This window comes from Streptomyces sp. NPDC050211 (assembly GCF_040656035.1).
Classification (GTDB): domain Bacteria; phylum Actinomycetota; class Actinomycetes; order Streptomycetales; family Streptomycetaceae; genus Streptomyces.
This window is the reverse complement of record NZ_JBFALC010000033.1, coordinates 1-19,229: the sequence shown is the minus strand read 5'-3', so window position 1 is coordinate 19,229 and position 19,229 is coordinate 1. Positions and strand designations below refer to the sequence as shown.

The following is a 19,229-nucleotide window of genomic DNA, read 5'->3' as shown; positions in this document are numbered from 1 at the left end:
GCCAGCACGACAATCGATCGACACCGGACGGGGCTCGGTCCGGCGCCGGTCGCCCAGCGAACCCGGTTCGGGTTCCGGGAGAGGGGGTGGCTATGAGCGGCGACGTCCCGCGGGAGCCGCGCGTGTCCGGCGGCGCATTGACGCCCTCGGGCGCTGACAGCGACTGGTGGATCTATCGCGGTGCGGGAGGCACGTCCTCCGCCCCGCTCGCCGACCGACTGCCCCCGCCGCCTCCGTGGCGCGACTTCGACGGCGGCCCGGTTCTTCCCGGCCCCCCGCCTCAGGACGACGCGGAGATCCGCCGCCGCCTCGGCGCACCGGACGCGATGGTGCGTACGTCGACCGACGAGGCCGACATGGTCAACGCGGCGCTGTTCTTACGTAGGCCGTTGATCGTCACCGGCCCACCCGGCATCGGCAAGTCCAGCCTCGCTCACCGTGTCAGCCGCGAACTCGGTCTCGGTCGCGTGCTCCGCTGGACGATCTCCAGCAGGTCCACTCTCAAAGAGGGGCTGTACGCCTACGACGCCATCGGGCGCGTGCAGGACGCCGCCGCCCGCGGCGCACTGCACACCCCCGCCACTACGGAGGGTCGGTTACCGGACGGTTCGGCGACGGACGGGGCTGCGCGGCCGGACGGAGCGGACGGCCTGCGGGGACTGGGCGACTTCGTTCAACTGGGCCCGCTCGGCACCGCGTTGGTCCCGCGCGAGACGCCGCGGGTGCTGCTGATCGACGAGTTCGACAAGGCCGACACCGATCTCGCCAATGATCTGCTCGGGGCGTTCGAGGACGGCGAGTTCCACATTCCCGAACTCTCCCGGGTGCGTTCGCGGATGCCGGAGGTCGAGGTGCACACCGACGACCCTGACGACACGTTCGTGGTGCACCGCGGACGGGTCCGCTGCCGTGCCTTTCCCTTCGTGGTGATCACCAGCAATGGTGAACGCACCCTGCCTCCGGCCTTTTTGCGCCGCTGTCTCACCCTGGAGATGCCGCCGCCCGACGCCGACCGGCTCGCGGCGATGCTGGCGGCCCAGTTCACCAGCGGCGAGGGAACCGAACGTGCCACGATGATCCGTGACTTCCTCTCCCGCGCGCTCGCGGGTGGCGTCCTGGCCGCGGACCAGTTGATGAACGCGGAGTTCCTGCGCACCTCGCCCTCGGGCCCGGACGAGGCCTCCTGGAACCGGCTGCTGCACTCGCTGTGGCGGAGGCTTGATGAAGTTGGTTCTGCATGACCTTGCCGCCCTCCCACCACGGTAGGGCGAGTGACGGTACTGCGCCGGGTATCGCCTCGCACGAGGAGACACGCCCCGATCTGACGGTGCACGAGGCGGGCGAAGTCGTATGGCTGGCCGTTCAGCTCGACCTGCGCCGCCAAGCCGTACGTGAGGCCCGGGCGGAGGCTGCGGAGCAGGAAGCCGCCGCCGAGCAGACCCCGGACTTCATCCCGCCCCGTCCTTCTGACCCCTCCCTCGCCGACGCGCTGCCGGAGGAGGAACAAGGCACCGCGGGCCAAGGTCGGAGCGAGGAGCCGAGCCTGTCTCCGGAGGGCGAGGAGAACCCGGCGGAGCAGCGGCAGTGGCCGACAGCCCTCGGCGCGCTCGCTTCTCCGGGACCGGATCCGGATCCGGTGGCGGGCGGCCGGCAGCTTGCGCCGGATGTCCGCGGCGGTCCGGGGCTCGAGCGTTCCCGGCTGATCGAGAAGGCGCTGGCGCCTCTGCGGGTCCGGCTGAACTCGCGCACCGTGCAGGTGCTGGACGAGGAGGCCACCGCCGAGTCACGGGCGGAGCGGGGCGCGTGGGTGCCCCGATTCCGGCCGGCGCGGGAGCGCTGGCTGACCGTGACCCTGGTGGTCGACAGCTCGGACTCCATGGTCCTGTGGTCGCGGACCGCCGCGCAGTTCGCGTCGGTACTGAGCGGCTCGGCGGCCTTCCGCGACGTACGGGTGTGCGCTTGGCGGCCGGGGAGCGGTGCCGACTCCGATGACGGTGCCCCCGTCCTGCCCGACGCCCCCGGCCGGCAGATGGTCCTGGTGCTGACCGACCTGTACGCGAGCCGCTGGAGGGACGGGAGCGGGCGACGCCGGCTGGCCCACTGGGCGGCCCGGATGCCGGTGGCCGTGGTGAGCGTCCTGCCGGAGTACCTGTGGTCACGCATGGCCGTGGTGCCGCGCCGGACCCTACTGCGCAGCCCCGGTCCTGCCGCCGCCAATCGCTTGTGGTCGCATCGGCCGGACGACTTCGCCCTCTGGGCAGGGGACGCGGATGCCGACAGCGCGGCTGCCTCGTCACTGCACGTACCGGTTCTGGAGCTGACTCCGGAGGCCTTGGGCGCGTGGGCTGGCTTCGTCCGCCATGAGCAGGCTGCCGAGTACACGATGCGGACGATGACGGTGTCGTCGAGGACGCCGGCCGCCGCACCCGTACGACCGTCGTTGTCCCTGCTGTCGCCGACCGACCGGGTGCGCCGACTGCGGGCGCAGCTCAGCCCCACCGCCTATCATCTGGCCCAGCTCGGCGCGGCGATCCCGCTCAACCTGACGATGCTGCAGGTGCTCCAGCAGAGGCTGCTTCCCGAGGCCCGCCCGTGGCACCTCGCCGAACTGCTGCTGAGCGGGCTGCTGCAGCCCACCCCGGCCGACCCCGATGTGCCGGCACCGGCGCGGGTCGAGCTGGAGTTCGCCACCGGAGTACGCCAGGAACTGCTGGCCGAGGGCACCCGCAGAGAGACCGCGCTGGCCATGAAAGTGGTCTTCGACCACCTCGCGCAGGTCATGCCGGGCACGGCGAGCGGCACCCTGAGCGAAATGCGCGATCTTGTGGGGGACCCGAGCCGCGCCGCGCGCCTGCCCCTCGAAGGGGTACGAGCGTGGCTCACCCCCGTCCTGCCCGCGCTGACGGCCCTGGACGGGCAGCACACCGCCGCGGCGGCGGTCCTCCACGACCGGTTGCGGGCCGAGGACGAATCGGCTCCCGCCTGGGCGGGACCGGGCCCCTCCGCGCCCGAGGCATCGGACAGCACCTTGCGCGATGATCGTGATACACAGAGTAGTGAATTTGCAGGTTCGGAGACCGCCCTCCTCGACGATGGGAGCGATCACGTTCCCACCGGAGCGGGCCAACCCGGGCCACCCGAAGACGTTGGAGGGAACGTGTCCGTGAGTGGCGTGCAGCCTGTCCCCGCGAGGGTCAGGGGTGACGGGGCGCAGAAACCGCCGCCCGTCTGGGGCAACGTACCTCCACGGAACCGCGCCTTCACCGGGCGCGGGCAGCTGCTCGAGGATCTGCACCGCCGACTGCAGGAGGGCACCACCGCGGTCCTGCCGGAAGCCTTGCAGGGCATGGGTGGCGTGGGGAAGTCCCAGCTTGCCGTCGAGTACGTCTATCGCCACATGCACGAGTATCAGGTGGTCTGGTGGATCCCTTCCGAGCAGTCCCAGCAGATCCGGCAGGTGCTGGTGGAGCTGGCCCGGCGGCTCGGACTCGAGGTCGGCACCGGTGAGGCGAACACGGCCGTGCCGGCGGTCATAGAGGCCCTGCGTGTCGGCGAGCCGTACAAGAACTGGCTTCTCGTGTTCGACAACGCGGAGGATCCCGAAGCCGTTCGCGAGTTCTTTCCCACCAATGGCCCAGGACGCATTCTCGTGACCTCTCGCAACGCTCAATGGGCGACCGCAGCACGACCTTTGGAAGTGGACGTCTTCGCGCGCGAGGAGAGCCGCCAGCTGCTGCAGCTGCGCGCGCCGAACCTCGACGACCCCACGGCGGACCGGCTCGCCGAGACTCTCGGCGACCTGCCCCTCGGTATCGAGCAGGCCGCCGTATGGCTCTCCGAGACCGGGATGCCCGCGGACGAATACCTGCGGCTGTTCGAGCAGCAGGCCGCCGAGCTGATGGTCAGCGACCCTCCCCCGGACTACCCCCTGTCCGTCGCCGCCGCTTGGAACGTCTCCCTGGAGAGACTGCAGAAGAACCACCCCGCGGCCCTGCAACTTCTCCAGGTGTGCGCGTTCTTCGCCCCCGAGCCGATCTCCCGGCGGCTGTTGACGGGTGTCCGCGACGCGCCCGTTCCGCCGGAACTCGCCGCCGCACTGAGCGACCCGATCCGGCTGGGCCGGGCCATCCGTGAGATCAACCGGTACGCGCTCGCCAGGATCAATCACAGCACCAACACCCTGCAGCTGCACCGACTGGTCCAGCGCGTGCTCATCAACCAGATGCCCGACGCGCTCAAGGACCAGATGCGCAACGGCGCACACCGCCTGCTCGCCAAGGGCGACCCCGGCGCCCCGGGCGACCCGCGCCAGTGGCAGCAGTACGGCGAGCTGCTGCCCCATGTGCTCAGCAGCCAAGCCGTGGAGTCCACCGACCCATGGGTGCGGCAGCTGATCCTCAACGAGATCCAGTACATGTTCTCGTGGGGCGATCACGAAGGCTCTCGCGACCTGGCGGAGCAGGCCTACGAGACGTGGAAACAAGTCGACGGCGAAAACCACGAGCATGTGCTGCTGGCGGCCAAGCTCTACGGCGACGCCCTGCGCATTCTGGGCCACTACCAGAGGGCGTACGAGCTCGACCAGCGCACCCGGCAGGCGATGTTGGAGACCCTGGGCCCCGAGCACGAGATGACACTGGAGATCACCAGCGTGCTCGCCTGGGATCTGCGGATGCGCGGCGATTTCACCGGCGCCTCCGAGCTCGACCGGCAGGTCTTCGAGACCAGCCGGCGCCTGTTCGGACCCAATGACGTGTCCACCTTGATCGTCGCCCACCGGGTCGCGCTGAACCTCCGGCTCATCGGTGACTTCCGCGATGCGCTGGAGCTGGACCAGGACACCCACCGCCGCAAGGTCGAGGAGCTCGGGGAGAACGCGCTGTCCACCCTGGCGACCCTGGCCGGCGTGGCCGGTGACCGTCAGGAGGCAGGCGAGTACGTCGAAGCCCGTGACCAGCAGCAGGAAGTGTCCGGACGCTACGAGTACAACTTCGGGCCGACCAACCCCAACACCATCTCCAGCTATCGCGGCCTGGCCGTCGCGGAACGGCGGGCGGGCCGTCACGAAAAGGCCCTGGAACTCTCCGCCAAGGCGCTGACCCTGTTCCGCAACCGGTACGGCGACAACTATCCCGACACCCTCGCCGCGCTGCTGGCCCACGCCGTCGACGTACGGCACAGCGGCGATCTCGAGCTGGCGCTCGAACTGAGCGACCAGGGATGCAAGGGATATGAGCGCCTGTTCGGGCGGAGCCATCCGCACGCCCTCGGCGCGCTGGTCAACCACGCGGTCTGCCTCCGGCTGCTGGGGCGCACCGAGGAGGCGCGTCAGCTGAACGAACAGATCGTCTCGGCTCTCGGCGAGAGGCTGGGTGCCGATCACCCGAACGTCCTGGCCTGTGCCACCAACCTCGCCGCCGACCTGTATGAGCTGGGTGAGGTCCAGGCGTCCGTCGACCTCGGCGCCCGCACCCTGGAGCAGAGCCGTCGACGGATCGGTGAGGATCACCCGGCCACCCTGGCCACGGGCGTCAACCTCGCCCTGGGCCTGCAGTTGCTGGGCCGGACCGAGGAGGCCGAAGCGCTGCGCGCGGACACCCTGGCTCGCTACGAGCGGGTACTCGGCGCCGACCACCCCGCCACCATCGCCGCGGCCGACAACAGGCTGGCCAACTGCGACATCGACCCGATGCCGCTGTAAGGACACCTGCCCGCTCCGTGTCAGGTCTCCTCGCACACCACGGGAGTCCGCCCGACCCAGTCGGCCACCTCGACCGGGTCGGGAGAGCGCCCGCACCGCTCGCGTGCCTGCCGGTGCACCGCCCGGACCACCTCCGGGCGGCGCAGCACGGCATGCGCGGCGGTGCGTTCGCCGGCGTCCAACAGCGCCAGTCCCAACCCGGCCCAGGCCGACGGCAGTTGGGGCTGCGCGGCCAGCACGTCCAGATAGCGCCGTAGGGCGTGATCCGGCTCGCCGTGGAGCAGGGCGACGTCGGCGTCCACCAGGGCGGCGGGGCGGCCCGACGCATCGCTCTCGGCGCGCGCCCGGGCGGGCAGCGCCTCGGGCTCCGCGAGCCGTACGCGCCTGAGTTCACCGCGCCCATCGGGGGAGCCTGCGCGCGGGTCGGGGCGCACACGGGAGCGGACGACGGGCGCCGTGCGCGGGTCCGCCCCGCGCAGCCATGCCTCGCCGAGGGCCCGCACCTGACCGGGATCCGGGTGCGTGTGGCGGGCCCGCCAGACGGCCCGTACGTCGGCCACTTCCGCACGGGCCAGCGCCAGCGGCCACCCGGGAACGTGCTCCTCCGGCCGGTTCTCCAGCTCCACGGCCATCCCCTCGACGAACTGCAGGCCTGCCTCCGTCAGCCCGGAGGAAGAGCGCAGCGTCGCAAGAGCCTCCGACACAGCCGTGCGCCACACGACGTACTCGAAGTGCGCGAGGTCGGCCGCCCGGCCGCTCAGCGCCCGGCGCTCCACGCGCCAGAACTCCGTCACACCCGAGAAGGCGTAGGCGCCGTGCAGGACACCGGGCAACGGGCGTGGATCGCCTCGCCACGGGGCGAAGAACAGCGGGCCCTCGGTATCAGGCGTGTCCTCCTCGCACAGCGGAAGCTGATGCCACAGCGCGTTCAAGGCGGAGTGCCGGGCCTCGTGCACCATCGTCACGGCGAGTTCGACGGCGTCCTGGGGCAGCGAGATCAGCGCGCTGCCGACGGATTCGCTGTAGGAGGCGCTGGCGGTGCGGAACCGGGGCGTGGTCGGCAGCGGGACGAGGACCCGAAGCACGGCGGCCAGCAGCTGAGCCGTCGTCGGGTGCCGCGCATACAGTAACTCCCCTGCCTCACGCAGTAGTTGCTGCCAGCGCCCGGCCTGTACGCGGTCCAGCGGGACACTGGACGACGGCAGGGTTCGCACGCGGAAGTCGCGGTACGGATCGCAGTCCTCCAGCACCAGAGAAGGACCGTTCTCCTCCGGTCCCCACGCGGCCTTGCGCACCGGATGCCAGGTGCCGGATACCCGCGCCGGATCCGCGGGCAGGTCCAGCTCCCGCTCACCGACGGTCAGTGCTGCCGGGCCCGCTCCCGTACGGGGGATGCGGAGCGTGGCGACGGAATGTGTCCGAACCTCGACGTCCGGCTCCGTCGCCGGGAGGAGGACGCGGCCCAGCGTCGGCAGTGCCACGCCGCCCTCGCGCACCGGTAAGCGAATCGTTCCCTCAGTGCCCGAGCGCACTGCCGCCGCCGCGGCGAGGCAGTGCAGGTAGCCGAGTTCCACCCACAGCGGCAGCCCGGCGTGGCTCGCACCCGGCGTCCGGGCGCCGCCGCGCAGCCGGTCCAGAACACGCACCGCCCAGATACCGGTGCCGGGATGCTCCAGAAGATCGACGACGACGTCCGGGCGGACCCGCTCCACCCGGAGCAGAAGATCCAGGGCAGACCGCACCGGCGGCAGCTCGGGGCCGGCGTCCACGGCATACTCCCGCGCGGTTTCCACCACGGCGCGCACCATGAGCATGCGACGACCGCGTTCCACAGCGCGGATCCGGTGGGCATGGCTCGGCGTCAGGCGCCCCGCGGCCAGTTCGTCGAGGTCGGATGCCGGTGTGTGATGTCGGCCGAGCGTGGTCCGGGTGCCGGAAGGCGGCTCGAACATCCGGTTCTACGCGTCGCCGCTGTCGCAACCAGCGGCAAAGTACGGGCTGCCGCCACCGCCGTTGGCGGACTGGGCGGCCGGCCCTTCGCCCAGGTACCGCACCAGGGTGTGCAACGCATCCACGACCAGTGGGTCATGGAAGGTCATCACTTCCTGGAGCCCGCACTGGCTGAGATCGACCAGATCGGTCTCGAACTCGGTCGCAGAACTCGTCACGTCCCGTTGCCCCCTGTCGGTGTGCCGCCGTCGGTTGCATCGCATCCACAGGTCTTCTCTCATAGTGGACCGTTGATTGCGGCACCGGAAGGGCACCCAGAAGCCACATCGGCCGGAACTGCCTGGTCCGCTTGGGGATTTGAGACATCACGTCACGCCCCGTCATCTCCTTCGCTACCGTCTCCCGGGAGCGACGCGAGCGTGCCCGAGCGCGGGACGCACATCGAGACGGCCGGGGGGCGGGGACAGTGGGCGAATTGCTGCGGTTCGACCTGGAGGACGGCGGGTCCGTCGTCGCGCAGATGGATCAGCTCGAGGGTGGTGTCGTCCCGGCGACCAGCGCCTCGGACGTCGTGGCCCGCGCCACCGGCTCGTTCGAGTCGGCACTGGAGGGGGTGCGCAGAGCAGCGGCCTCGACGCTGAGTCGGATGAGCACCCTGCCGCAGCGCCCGGACGAGGTCACCGTCGAGTTCGGCATCCAACTCGACGCGGAGGTCGGCGCCGTCCTGGCCCGCACAGGGGCGCAGGGCCACATCCAGGTGCAGGTGACGTGGCACCGAAAGGACACTGAGGGCCCGTGAATCACGGTTGCCGACAGGCCGGCTGGCCGTCCAGGACGCGCACATAGCTCGACGTCAAGCGGTACACCCCGGCCCGGGGCGCGGTCAGCTCCGTCCACCCCGCCCGTTCCCGCACGCACGCCCCCTCCGCCCGCAACCACGGCGAGTACGCGACCCGCACGGTGATCGTTGCCGCGCGCGGCAGCTTCAGGTGTACGACCGCCTCGTCCGCGCGCAGTACCTGAGCCGGGGGAGTGGCCAGCGGGGTCGGGTCCGTGACGCGGTAGATCTGCCAGTCGGCGTCGTGCCAGACCGGGCGCAGCCACTTGCGGGCGCGGGGGATCAGGGCCGACTCGGCTACGGAGTGGGGCTCGGGGGCGGCGCGGGGGAGGACGACGTAGGTGATCGCCCAGTGGTGCAGCCAGGCGCGGTAGCGGGACGCGTCGAGGTGGTCGTCGTAGAACAACCGGCCTCTCTCCACGTCCAGTTGGCGGTTCCAGCCGCGCATCTGCTGGATGTGGGGGGCGAAGAGGATGGCCTCGCGGTGGTCGCGGGCCGGGGGGACCTCGATTCTGGCCCGGGTCGCGCCGAGGCGGGTGAGTTCGGTGCGGACTCCGGTGGTGTGTCCGGCCCAGGCGGGTACGGGGGTTGTGACGCGCAGGTCGAGCGCCGTCGGCAGGACGCACCAGTGGACGGAGACGGCCAACGCGGCCGACAGGGCGACGGTGCGGCGGCGGCTTGTGTGGAGCAGCGCCGCCAGTAGGACCGTAGGGGCGAAGTGCAGTGCCAGGCGCTCCACGTTCATGCCGACCGGTGACGGGATCAGCCACGTCAGGACGGCGCCGATCGCGTAGACCCCGGCACCCGCCCGCACCACACGCCACTCTCGCGGCGCCGCCCATGCCACGACGGCCGACATCAGCAGCGGCAACGCCAACCGGATCGCGGACATGGGCTGTTCGCCCTCGAAGGGGAACAACAGGGTCGTCGATGCCACCAGAAGAACCGGGGGAAGTGCCAGCGCGAGCGACTTCGCGTACCGACGGTTCAGTCCGTATCCCGCGGCTGCTACCAGCAGGAACAGGCCCGCCACCGGGCTCGCCAGGGTGGCCAGCGAGGCGGCCAGCGCTGCCGTCTTCAGGTGGGCCCGGTCCGCGACCGCGAGCAGGGCCGCCAGGCCGAACGCCAGCCCGAGCGCGAAGGTCGTACGGCCCGAGGCCACGTTCGTCCATACGCCCAGTGCGCCGAGCAGGGACGGCCACAGCGGGGATCGTACGAGCGTCCGGGTGAGGAGTGCGGACAGCAGCCAGGTGGCTGCCACGCCGGACAGGACGGAGATCGTACGGACGCCCAGCAGCGCCATCAACGGCGGTGACAGGACGCTGTAGTTGGCGGTGTGTGTGCCGGCGTACCAGAACAGGGCGTACGGGGTGCCGGGGTGCCTTGCCGCGAAGCCCGCCCAGGCGTACTGGGCCGCCAGGTCGCCGCCGCCCGTTGCGAGGAGGGTGGCCCAGATGCCGTAGAGGGGGAGGGTCGCGCAGGTGGTGATGAGCGGGACAGGCGGGGTGCGGCGCCGGGTCGGGCTTGCTGTCGGCTGCGGTGGGGCGGGGGCGAGTACGGGGGACTGCATTCGTCCACTCTTGTAGTGAAACGCCCTGAACTGGCTGAGCGTTCAGCGCGTCTCAGCCGATCAGCCGATCAGCCGAGTCGTCGCTCAGGACGCCCCCAGCGAGCGCTCCTTGACCCTCGCCAGATGCCGCGTGAACACCTCACGCGTGTCCGGAGTGAGCGTGCGCAGCGCCACCAGCGCCGTGATCACCACGTCGCACAGTTCCGACTGGACGTCGTCCCACGTGTGGGTCGTCCCCTTGCGCGGGTTCTGGCCGGTCGCGCCGATCACGGCCTGGGCGACCTCGCCGACCTCCTCCGACAGCTTGAGCATGAACAGCAGGCCCTCCTGGTCGCCGTGGGCTCGGTTCTCGTCCAGCCAGGTCCACAGGGCGTCGATGTCGGTCCAGAGGTCGGCGGAGGTCGCGGGGGAGGTGCACTGATCAGTCATGCGGGCAGCTTGGCAGGCATGGCTGTTCCGCGAGTAGCCCCTCCTACTCTCCGAACAGAGCGTCCTGCTCCCCGAACTGTTCCGCCTGCTCCTCCTTCTTCGCCTCGTCCAGCCGCTTGTTCCGCGCCCCGATGACCAGTGCTGTCATGGCCGCGGTCGCCCCGAGCGCCGCCGGGACCATCCAGCCGCGGTCGAAGACATGCCCGAGCGCGTGGTCGAGGGAGAGGCGGCCGGGGCCTGCCACCGCGAGGCCGGTCGCGGCCAGGCCCAGGGTCGCGGCGTACTCGTAGCCGCCCTCCTGGTTGAAGAAGCCGTTCGGCATGTGCACCGTGGCCGCGCCCGCCATCCCGCCGGCCGCCGCCGCACCCGCCGCCGGGGTGGCCAGGCCCAGCGCCAGCAGCGTGCCGCCGCCCCACTCCGCGAGCCCCGCCGCCGTGGCGCTCGCCTTGCCGGGCCGGTAGCCGACGGACTCCATGAACTGGCCGGTCCCTTCAATCCCGTGTCCGCCGAACCAGCCGAACAGCTTCTGCGCGCCATGCGCGGCCAGCACTCCGCCGGTACCCAGCCGGAGCAGCAGCAGGCCCAGGTCGCGTCGGTCATAACAGGTCACGGTCACTCCCGGAGCAGACGGCACGGACAGGCCCCGGGGGGCCCTCTCTTGAGTCCCCGGGTCCCTCACGGGTTTCCACCGTCCCACCGATGACACCCACCCAGCCTCCCCGGACCGCCGTTCGGGTGGCGCGGTCCGGGTCGTGGTGTTTGTCTGGCAGTCATGACGATTCAGCCCAAGAACCTCAGTGACCCGGTCGTCCGGGATTTCGTCACCGCCGTCAACGCGCATGACCGCGACGCCTTCCTGGCGCTTCTCACCCCGGACGCGACGATGGCGGACGACGGCTCGGACCGTGACCTCGACGAGTGGATCAACCGGGAGATCTTCGACTCCCACGGCCACATGGAGGTCGACCGCGAGTCCGACGGCGGCCGTGCCCTCGTCGCCCGCTACAGCAACGACACCTGGGGCGAGATGCGTACCCGGTGGCGGTTCGACGTCGACGACAGCGGCAAGATCCGGCGCTTCGAGACCGGCCAGGCGTGAGCGGGCAGGAAGTTCCGCTCAGAAAGCCCTTGCCCTAGAGCGCGCTCCAACCCATAGCGTCCCGGGTCATGGAGACGATCTCGCACACCAGGACCCTCGGCCGCACCGGCATCGAAGTCAGCGCCCTCGGCTTCGGCTGCTGGGCCATCGGCGGTGAGTGGCAGGACCCGGACGGGCAGCCGCTCGGCTGGGGCACGGTCGACGACGAGGAGTCCGTACGGGCCGTCCGGCGCGCACTCGACCTCGGCGTCACCTTCTTCGACACCGCCGACACCTACGGCGCGGGGCACAGTGAGCGCGTCCTCGGCCGGGCGCTGGGCAAGCGCCGCGCCGACGTGGTCCTCGCCACCAAGTGGGGCAACATCTTCGACGAGGAGACCCGCACCCTCACCGGCAGCGACGACTCCCCGGCCTACGCCCGCCGCGCCTTGACCGCTTCCCTGCGCCGCCTCGACACCGACTACGTCGACCTCTACCAGCTGCACCTCTCCGACGCCGACCCCGACAAGGCCGCCGAACTCCGGGAGGTGTGCGAGGAGTTCGTGAGTGAGGGGCTCATACGGTCGTACGCCTGGAGCACCGACGACCCCGCCCGCGCCGCCGTGTTCGCGGAGGGCGCGCACTGTGCCGCCGTACAGCATCGGCTCAACATTCTTCAGGACGCGCCCGAAATGCTTGCCCTGTGCGAGGAGTTGGGGCTTGCAAGCATCAACCGCAGTCCGCTGGCGATGGGGTTGCTGACCGGGAAGCGGGCCGCCGGGCAGGCACTTGAGGCCGGGGACATCCGCAGCACTCCGCCCGCCTGGCTGCCCGGCTTCTCGCAGGGTGCGGGGGCGGATCCCGAGTGGGTCCAGCGGGTCGACGCGCTCAAGGACATCCTCACCAGCGGCGGCCGTACGCTCGCCCAGGGCGCCCTCGCCTGGACCTGGGCGCGCAGCCCGCGCACCGTGCCGATCCCGGGGTTCCGTACGGTCGCCCAGGCCGAGCAGAACGCCGGCGCAATCGCCCAAGGGCCGCTGACCGCCGCTCAGTTGGCCGAGATCGACGGCATCCTGGGGCGGTGAGCGGACCGGTCTTATGGCAGCCGTTCCACGGACCGGTACGTACCTCGCGGTCCCGCGCGAGGCCACCCCCCACCCCGGTGCCGTGGAACAGCTGCCATGTCCCCCCTCGCAGTGGCTGACGGGAGCTGAGCGCTCCGACTGTGAAGCTCTCGTGGAGAGGTGTCGAGCATAAGCCTCCCACCGGCCCCAATGCAGCGGACTGTCACATTCCGATTGTGCAAGTTGTGAAGCCTGTGCGCTAGGGGTGCGCTCGGGTGGGGTCCTCAGCCGCGTCCGACGTACGGCATCGCCGTCGCCAGCACCGTCGCGAACTGCACATTCGCCTCCAGCGGCAGCTCCGCCATGTGCCGCACGGTGCGCGCCACATCGGCCACATCCATCACCGGCTCCGGTGCGACCTCGCCGTTCGCCTGCAGCGCCCCCGTCTGCATCCGGGCCGTCATGTCCGTCGCCGCGTTACCGATGTCGATCTGCCCGACAGCGATGTTGTATGGCCGCCCGTCCAGCGACAGTGACTTCGTCAGGCCGGTCAGCGCGTGCTTGGTTGCCGTGTAGGCGACGGAGTGCGGCCGGGGCGTATGGGCGGAAATCGACCCGTTGCTGATGATCCGGCCGCCCTGGGGGTTCTGGTTCTTCATCTGGCGGTACGCCGCCTGGGCGCACAGGAACGCGCCGTTGAGGTTGGTGTCCACGACGTGGCGCCAGGCGTCGTACGGCAGGTCCTCCACGGGTACCCCGCCGGGGCCGAACGTTCCCGCGTTGTTGAACAGCAGGTCCACGCGTCCGAAGCGGTCCTGGGTGGCGGCGAACAGGGCGGTGACGTCCTCCGGTTGTGACACGTCCGTCCGTACGGTGAGGGCGGCGGCCTCGGGTGCGAGTGCTGCCGTTTCCGCCAGGGTCTCGGGGTGTCTTCCGGCCAGGGCCACGGACCAGCCGGCGTGCAGTAGTTCTGCGGCGACGGCTCGGCCGATGCCGGAGCCGGCGCCGGTGATCACGGCGATGCGGGCCTCATCGCCGGTTTGCCTATTCGTTTGCATGGCGTTCATGGGGCCGCAGCGTAGGTGCTCTGCGGTGGGTGCCGCGATTGGTCGTTGGTTGTCTGCGGGTCCGTTGTGGCTGGTCGCGCAGTTCCCCGCGCCCCTTTGGGGCGCTGGTGAACCGGAGTCTCATTGGGTCGTCATCTGGGTGTTGTGTACGTGCCAAGCGGGGGTCGTTCTGGGTCACTCCAATCGTCCTGCATCCCGTTGCCAGGGGAGGACCCGGATGACATCCGCAGCTCGTCAGTCCCAGCACACCCCCGAACTCCGTGCGGTGGCCCGCCACTTGGGCCGTCGTCGTTTTCTGACCGTCACCGGTGCGGCCGCCGCGCTCGCGTTCGCGGTGAATCTGCCTGCCGGAGGTACCGCTAGTGCCGCTGAGCTCGACGCGGCGCAGATCGCCGATGACCCGTTCACGCTCGGTGTCGCTTCCGGCGACCCGCAGCCCGGGTCCGTACTTCTGTGGACGCGGCTGGCGCCCGCCCCGTTTCAGCCGGACAGCGGTCTGCCCGCCGCGCGTGTCACCGTCCAGTGGGAGGTGGCGCTTGACGAGAAGTTCCGTCGGATCGCCAGACGTGGTGCGGCGACCGCGCACCCCGAGTTCCACCACACCGTGCATGTCGCGGTCGACGGCCTGGACGAGGGCCGTGTCTACTACTACCGCTTCCGGGTGGGCCGTTGGGTCAGCCCGGTCGGCCGCACCCGCACCGCTCCCGGCCTCGGCAGCAAGGTCTCCGCGCTGACCTTCGGCGTGGTCTCCTGCCAGCGCTACGACCAGGCCTACTTCACCGCCTACCGGCACCTTGCCGAGGACGACGTGGACCTCGTCTTCCACCTCGGCGACTACCTCTACGAGTACCCGGTCAGCTCCGTCGGCGGTGCCCGTGCCTACCCGGCGGGCACCCTGCCCGACCTGCTCAACCGCGAGACGGTGACGCTGGAGGACTACCGGCTGCGATACGCGCTGTACAAGTCGGACGCCGACCTCGCCGCCGCGCACGCGGCGCACCCGTTCATCGTCACCTGGGACGACCACGAGACCGAGAACAACTACGCCGACGACATCCCGGAGAACAGCGTCCCGCCGGAGGAGTTCCTGATCCGCCGGGCCGCCGCCTACCGCGCCTACTGGGAGAACATGCCGCTGCGCCGCCCCCAGCTGCCCGAAGGCCCCGACCTCCAGCTCTACCGGCGGCTGCACTGGGGCCGGCTCGCCCAGTTCGACGTGCTCGACACCCGGCAGTACCGCTCCAACCAGGCGTACGGCGACGGCTGGCAGCTGCCCGGGCCCGAGTCCGAGGACCCGGCGCGTACGCTGACCGGTGACGTGCAGGAGCAGTGGCTGATCGACGGCTGGCACCGCTCGCGCGCGCTGTGGAACGTGGTCCCGCAGCAGGTCACCTTCTCCCGCCGGCACAACACGACCACGCCGCCCTCGCCGGTCTCCATGGACTCCTGGGACGGTTACCCGGCCTCCCGCGAGCGCGTTCTCGCGGGCGCGGAGGCGGCCGGGATCGAGAACCTGATGGTCCTCACCGGCGACGTCCACGTGGGCTACGGCTTCGACATCAAGCGGGACTTCGCCGACCCTGGCTCACCGACCGTGGGCACGGAGATCGTCGCCACGTCGATCGCCAGCGGCGGCAACGGCTCCGAGAAGCCCGCCAACTGGGCCACTTACATGGCCGCCAACCCGCACATGAAGTTCTACAACGGGCAGCGCGGCTATGCGACGGTCGCGCTGGGCCGGGAGTCGGCGCGGGCCGACTTCAAGACCCTTGCCTACGCGACGACGCCGGGTGCTCCGGTGACGACGGCCGCGTCCTTCGTGACGGAGGCGGGGGCGCCGGGGCTCAAGCCGGTGTGACGGCCGGTACGGCTTCCCGGTCGTCGGCCTCGCCTGGATAGCGGACGCCGATGCGGTCCCGTATCGCGTCGAGCGTCCGCATCACGGCGAGGGTGCCGTCGAGCGGGACGAGTGAGGACTCGGTCTCGCCGGCCCGCAGGGCCCGCATCACCTCACGGGCCTCGTACTTGAGGCTGTTGTGCGGATCGGCGGCCGTGTCGTGGGCGAACACCTCCGGTTCACGGCCGTCGCGGTGCAGGACGAAGCGGTCGGCGTGGAAGAAGCCGTACGGGATGTCGATGCGGCCCTGCGAGCCGGTGACCGAGGCGGAGACGGACGTACCGCCGACGACGGAGCAGTGCACCGAAGCGAGAGCGCCGCTCTCCCAGGAGAGCAGTGCACCCGTCTGGAGATCGACGCCCTCGTCCGAGAGCACTGCTCGCGCCGCGATGTCCGACGGCTCCCCGAGCAGCAGCTGTGCGAACGACACCGGGTACACCCCGAGGTCGAGCAGCGCGCCGCCGCCCTGTGCGGGGTCGCGGAGGCGGTGCGAGGGCGGGAAGGGGCCCGCCAGCCCGAAGTCGGCCTGCACGGTGCGTACTTCGCCGATCCCGCCGTCGTCGACGAGGGCCTTCAGTCGCCGGATCACGGGATTGCAGTACATCCACATGGCCTCCATCAGGAAGCTCCCGCGCGCCTTCGCCAGCGCGACCAGTTCCTCGGCCTCGCGGACGTTCAGCGTGAACGCCTTCTCGCACAGCACGTTCCGCCCGGCCTCCAGGCAGAGACCGGCGGCGGCCCGGTGTGCCGCGTGCGGGGTGGCGACGTAGACGACATCGATGTCCTCGTCGGAGGCGAGGGAGCCCCAGTCGCCGTACGCCCGGGGAATCCCGAACCGTTCGGCGAACGCCTTCGCCGAGTCCGCGGAGCGCGAGGCCACCGCCACCACGTCCGCGTCCGGCAGATCCACCAGATCCGCCGTGAACGCGGCCGCGATCCCGCCCGTCGCCAGGATCCCCCACCGCACGTTCTCCGCCGTCATCCCGTCCCGCCCTCGTTCATGTGACCCCAGCCACTGTGTTCGAACTGAGAGCATAGGGGCCGTATCGCGAGGAGAGGGAGGGCGCATGCCCGAGCGTGGGGCATCCAGGGCATCCGAGGCATCCAGATCGAACGAGACGCAGAACAAGGCGCAGAACGAGACGCAGGCGGCCGTACCGGCACCGAAACCGGAATCGGCCGCCCGTGCTGTGCGCCGCACCGGCATGCTCGTCACCCTCATCCTCGGCGGAATGACCGCCGTGCCGCCGCTGACCATGGACATGTACCTCCCGGCGCTGCCGCAGGTCACCGAGTCCCTGCACGCGCCCGCCGCGACCGTGCAGCTCACGCTCACCGGCTGTCTGGCCGGCATGGCGCTCGGGCAGCTGGTCGTCGGGCCGATGAGCGACAAGTGGGGGCGGCGGCGCCCGCTGCTCATCGGTCTCGCGGTCTACATCGTCGCCACCGCCCTGTGCGCACTGGCGCCCACCGTCGAGGCGCTGGTCGCCTTCCGGCTGGTGCAGGGGCTCGCGGGCGCGGCCGGGATCGTGATCGCGCGGGCGGTCGTACGGGATCTTTACGACGGCATGGAAATGGCCCGCTTCCTCTCCACCCTCATGCTGATCTCCGGGGTCGCGCCGATCGTGGCGCCGCTGATCGGCGGGCAGATCCTGCGGGTGACCGACTGGCGGGGCGTGTTCGTCGTGCTCACGGTGGTGGGGGTGGCGCTGGCCGGCGTCGTCTGGGCGAGGCTGCCGGAGACGCTGCCGTCCGAGGAACGGCACGACGGCGGGGTGGGCGAGGCCCTGCGCTCGATGCGGCGGCTGCTCGCCGACCGCGCCTTCTCCGGCTACATGATCGCGGGCGGCTTCGCCTTCGCCTCTCTCTTCGCCTACATATCCGCCTCGCCGTTCGTGATCCAGGAGATCTACGGGGCCTCGCCGCAGACGTTCAGTGTGCTGTTCGGGATCAACTCGGTCGGGCTGATCGCCGTCGGTCAGCTCAACGGGAAGGTGCTGGTCGGGCGGGTCGACCTGGACAAGGTGCTGGCCGTCGGGCTGGTGATCGTCATCGCCGCCGCGACCGGGCTGCTGCTGATGTCCCTGGACGTGTTCGGCGAGGTGGGGCTGGTGCCGGTGGCCGCCGCGCTGTTCGTGCTGATGTCCGCGATGGGCATCACCCTGCCCAACACCCAGGCCCTCGCCCTCATGCGCACCCGGCACGCCGCCGGCTCCGCCTCCGCGCTGCTCGGCACGTCCTCCTTCCTCGTCGGCGCGATCGCCTCCCCGCTGGTCGGTATCGCCGGCGAGGACACCGCCGTCCCGATGGCCGTCGTCCAACTGGCGGCCGCACTGGTGGCACTGGCCTGCTTCGTGGGAATGTGCCGTCCTTGGAACACGCGTACGGATTCGGAGGGAGCAGGGAGCTGAGCGCGCCGAGACTGCGCAGCGGCACAGCGGAACGGGCCGGACTCGACCCCGGGCAGCTCCGCCGCCTCGTCCGTGAGGTGAGCGACCTCACCACCGGCGAACGCCCCTGGGCGGCGGGCGCCGTCGTGGTCGCCGGGCGCGGGCCGGTCATCGCCGTCGAGGAGGCGGTGGGGTGGGCCGTACGGTACGAGCGCTACGACGCGGAGGCCGACGCGGGTGTGGAGCTGCCGTCGTCCGAACGGGTTCCCATGACCACCGGCACGCCCTTCGACATCGCCTCCCTGACCAAGCTGTTCACTGCTGTCGCCGCCGTGCAGCAGATCGAGCGGGGGACGCTCGGTATCGACGCCCGGGTAGGCGCCTACCTGCCCGACTTCGCGGCCGCCGCCGCGCACGGCATCACCGTGCGGCAATTGCTCACCCACACCTCCGGGCTGCGGCCCGAACTCCCGCTGTACGACTGCGCCGACGCGGCTGAACGGCTGGCGCTGCTGCGGGCGGAGGCGCCGGTCGGGGCGCCCGGCACGTACTGCTACTCCGACCTGAACCCGTTGCTGCTGCAGCAGGTGCTGGAACGGATCACGGGCCGCGCGCTCGACGTGCTGATCCACGACGGCATCACGCGCCCGCTGGGGATGATGGCGACGGGCTACGGCCCCCGCCCCGATGCGGCGGCCACGGAGGACCAACGCCGGCCGTGGGCCAAGGCGGACCGGGGGATGCTGCGGGGGGTCGTCCATGACGAGAACGCCTGGGCGCTGGGTGGGGTGGCCGGTCATGCCGGTCTGTTCTCGACGGGGCGGGATCTGGCCGTGTTCTGCCGCGCGCTGCTTGCGGGCGGCTCCTACGGCCCCGCCCGCATCCTCGGTCCCGACTTCGTGGAGCTGCTCCTGACGCCGCCCGGGCTGGGCTTCGCGGTGGATCAGCCGTGGTTCATGGGGGAGCTGGCGGGGGAGGGGGCGGCCGGGCATACGGGGTTCACGGGGACGTCGCTGGTGCTGGATCCGGCGACGGACACGTTTCTGGTGCTGCTGGCGAATACGGTGCATCCGCGGCGGCGGGCTGCGGACAGCAGGCCTAGGGCGCGGGCGGGGACTCGGGTGGCACGGGCGGTGCGGGGGTTGTAGTGGTGCGGCGGGGTGTTTCTCGCCCCCGCCGCCCCTACCCGTCCCATCCCTGGGGGCTGCGCCCCCAGACCCCCGCTTCGGCCTGAACGGCCTCGTC

The 19,229-nt window shown here is 71.0% G+C and carries 15 protein-coding genes; 8 read left to right on the top strand and 7 right to left on the bottom strand.

Features of this window, described 5'->3' with window-relative positions:
* Window positions 1–92: 92 nt before the first annotated feature.
* Window positions 93–1,241, top strand: a complete 1,149-nt coding sequence (locus AB0I98_RS28505; RefSeq protein WP_362946827.1) for a MoxR family ATPase — start codon at window positions 93–95, stop codon at window positions 1,239–1,241.
* Window positions 1,238–5,701 carry an FxSxx-COOH system tetratricopeptide repeat protein gene (gene fxsT / locus AB0I98_RS28500; protein ID WP_362946824.1) on the top strand — a complete coding sequence of 1,488 codons (4,464 nt, stop codon included), beginning with the start codon at window positions 1,238–1,240 and terminating at the stop codon, window positions 5,699–5,701. The genes AB0I98_RS28505 and fxsT overlap by 4 nt, the downstream gene beginning before the upstream one ends.
* 20 nt (window positions 5,702–5,721) lie before the next feature.
* Here the strand turns inward: fxsT and AB0I98_RS28495 are convergent, their stop codons facing one another.
* Both AB0I98_RS28495 and AB0I98_RS28490 read right to left on the bottom strand, forming a co-directional pair.
* Window positions 5,722–7,653: an HEXXH motif domain-containing protein gene (locus AB0I98_RS28495; protein WP_362946821.1), complete on the bottom strand. Its 1,932-nt coding sequence runs from the start codon at window positions 7,651–7,653 to the stop codon at window positions 5,722–5,724.
* A 6-nt stretch (window positions 7,654–7,659) separates the two neighbouring features.
* Window positions 7,660–7,869, bottom strand: a complete 210-nt coding sequence (locus AB0I98_RS28490; protein ID WP_362946819.1) for a hypothetical protein — start codon at window positions 7,867–7,869, stop codon at window positions 7,660–7,662.
* 257 nt (window positions 7,870–8,126) lie between these two features.
* On the opposite strand from AB0I98_RS28490, the gene AB0I98_RS28485 reads away from it, so the two are divergent.
* Window positions 8,127–8,450 carry a CU044_2847 family protein gene (locus AB0I98_RS28485; protein WP_362946817.1) on the top strand — a complete coding sequence of 108 codons (324 nt, stop codon included), beginning with the start codon at window positions 8,127–8,129 and terminating at the stop codon, window positions 8,448–8,450.
* A gap of 1 nt (window position 8,451) precedes the next feature.
* On the opposite strand, the gene AB0I98_RS28480 is transcribed toward AB0I98_RS28485, so the two are convergent.
* The 3 genes from AB0I98_RS28480 to AB0I98_RS28470 all read right to left on the bottom strand — a co-directional run bounded on the left by AB0I98_RS28480 (window position 8,452) and on the right by AB0I98_RS28470 (window position 11,098).
* The gene (locus AB0I98_RS28480) at window positions 8,452–10,059 is read right to left on the bottom strand and encodes a hypothetical protein (protein WP_362946815.1); all 1,608 of its coding nucleotides are present in this window, start codon (window positions 10,057–10,059) and stop codon (window positions 8,452–8,454) included.
* A gap of 84 nt (window positions 10,060–10,143) precedes the next feature.
* Entirely contained in the window at window positions 10,144–10,488 is a 345-nt protein-coding gene (locus AB0I98_RS28475; RefSeq protein ID WP_362946812.1) for a MazG-like family protein, read from the bottom strand.
* Window positions 10,489–10,531: 43 nt separating this feature from the next.
* Window positions 10,532–11,098, bottom strand: coding sequence for a DoxX family protein (locus tag AB0I98_RS28470; RefSeq protein ID WP_362946810.1), 567 nt, complete (start codon window positions 11,096–11,098; stop codon window positions 10,532–10,534).
* A 162-nt stretch (window positions 11,099–11,260) separates the two neighbouring features.
* Here AB0I98_RS28470 and AB0I98_RS28465 point away from each other — a divergent pair, with 162 nt between their 5' ends.
* Together AB0I98_RS28465 and AB0I98_RS28460 are read left to right on the top strand one after the other, a co-directional pair.
* On the top strand, window positions 11,261–11,587 hold the full coding sequence (locus tag AB0I98_RS28465; protein WP_362946808.1) for a nuclear transport factor 2 family protein: 327 nt from the start codon (window positions 11,261–11,263) through the stop codon (window positions 11,585–11,587).
* Window positions 11,588–11,655: 68 nt separating this feature from the next.
* Window positions 11,656–12,651 (top strand): aldo/keto reductase, encoded by a 996-nt coding sequence (locus tag AB0I98_RS28460; protein ID WP_362946805.1) that lies wholly within the window; start codon window positions 11,656–11,658, stop codon window positions 12,649–12,651.
* 263 nt (window positions 12,652–12,914) lie between these two features.
* Here AB0I98_RS28460 and AB0I98_RS28455 read toward each other — a convergent pair whose 3' ends face one another.
* A complete protein-coding gene (locus AB0I98_RS28455) occupies window positions 12,915–13,697 on the bottom strand; it encodes an SDR family oxidoreductase (RefSeq protein WP_362946803.1) in 783 nt (260 codons plus the stop codon).
* A gap of 217 nt (window positions 13,698–13,914) precedes the next feature.
* Here AB0I98_RS28455 and AB0I98_RS28450 point away from each other — a divergent pair, with 217 nt between their 5' ends.
* Window positions 13,915–15,555, top strand: a complete 1,641-nt coding sequence (locus AB0I98_RS28450; protein ID WP_362946800.1) for an alkaline phosphatase D family protein — start codon at window positions 13,915–13,917, stop codon at window positions 15,553–15,555.
* Here the strand turns inward: AB0I98_RS28450 and AB0I98_RS28445 are convergent.
* On the bottom strand, window positions 15,542–16,576 hold the full coding sequence (locus AB0I98_RS28445) for a Gfo/Idh/MocA family oxidoreductase (protein ID WP_362946798.1): 1,035 nt from the start codon (window positions 16,574–16,576) through the stop codon (window positions 15,542–15,544). The genes AB0I98_RS28450 and AB0I98_RS28445 overlap by 14 nt on opposite strands.
* Before the next feature lie 85 nt (window positions 16,577–16,661).
* On the opposite strand from AB0I98_RS28445, the gene AB0I98_RS28440 reads away from it, so the two are divergent.
* The gene (locus AB0I98_RS28440) at window positions 16,662–18,005 is read left to right on the top strand and encodes a multidrug effflux MFS transporter (protein ID WP_362946795.1); all 1,344 of its coding nucleotides are present in this window, start codon (window positions 16,662–16,664) and stop codon (window positions 18,003–18,005) included.
* On the top strand, window positions 17,957–19,132 hold the full coding sequence (locus AB0I98_RS28435; protein WP_362946793.1) for a serine hydrolase domain-containing protein: 1,176 nt from the start codon (window positions 17,957–17,959) through the stop codon (window positions 19,130–19,132). The genes AB0I98_RS28440 and AB0I98_RS28435 overlap by 49 nt, the downstream gene beginning before the upstream one ends.
* Window positions 19,133–19,229 lie beyond the last annotated feature (97 nt).

What these genes read in the sequence shown, in the direction of transcription:
- AB0I98_RS28460 (WP_362946805.1), top strand. Translation starts at nt 11,656, where the DNA reads ATGGAGACGATCTCGCACACCAGGACCCTCGGCCGCACCGGCATCGAA.
- AB0I98_RS28495 (WP_362946821.1), bottom strand. Translation starts at nt 7,653, where the DNA reads ATGTTCGAGCCGCCTTCCGGCACCCGGACCACGCTCGGCCGACATCAC.
- AB0I98_RS28445 (WP_362946798.1), bottom strand. Translation starts at nt 16,576, where the DNA reads ATGACGGCGGAGAACGTGCGGTGGGGGATCCTGGCGACGGGCGGGATC.
- AB0I98_RS28450 (WP_362946800.1), top strand. Translation starts at nt 13,915, where the DNA reads ATGACATCCGCAGCTCGTCAGTCCCAGCACACCCCCGAACTCCGTGCG.
- AB0I98_RS28440 (WP_362946795.1), top strand. Translation starts at nt 16,662, where the DNA reads ATGCCCGAGCGTGGGGCATCCAGGGCATCCGAGGCATCCAGATCGAAC.
- AB0I98_RS28475 (WP_362946812.1), bottom strand. Translation starts at nt 10,488, where the DNA reads ATGACTGATCAGTGCACCTCCCCCGCGACCTCCGCCGACCTCTGGACC.
- AB0I98_RS28455 (WP_362946803.1), bottom strand. Translation starts at nt 13,697, where the DNA reads ATGAACGCCATGCAAACGAATAGGCAAACCGGCGATGAGGCCCGCATC.
- fxsT (WP_362946824.1), top strand. Translation starts at nt 1,238, where the DNA reads ATGACCTTGCCGCCCTCCCACCACGGTAGGGCGAGTGACGGTACTGCG.
- AB0I98_RS28505 (WP_362946827.1), top strand. Translation starts at nt 93, where the DNA reads ATGAGCGGCGACGTCCCGCGGGAGCCGCGCGTGTCCGGCGGCGCATTG.
- AB0I98_RS28480 (WP_362946815.1), bottom strand. Translation starts at nt 10,059, where the DNA reads ATGCAGTCCCCCGTACTCGCCCCCGCCCCACCGCAGCCGACAGCAAGC.
- AB0I98_RS28465 (WP_362946808.1), top strand. Translation starts at nt 11,261, where the DNA reads ATGACGATTCAGCCCAAGAACCTCAGTGACCCGGTCGTCCGGGATTTC.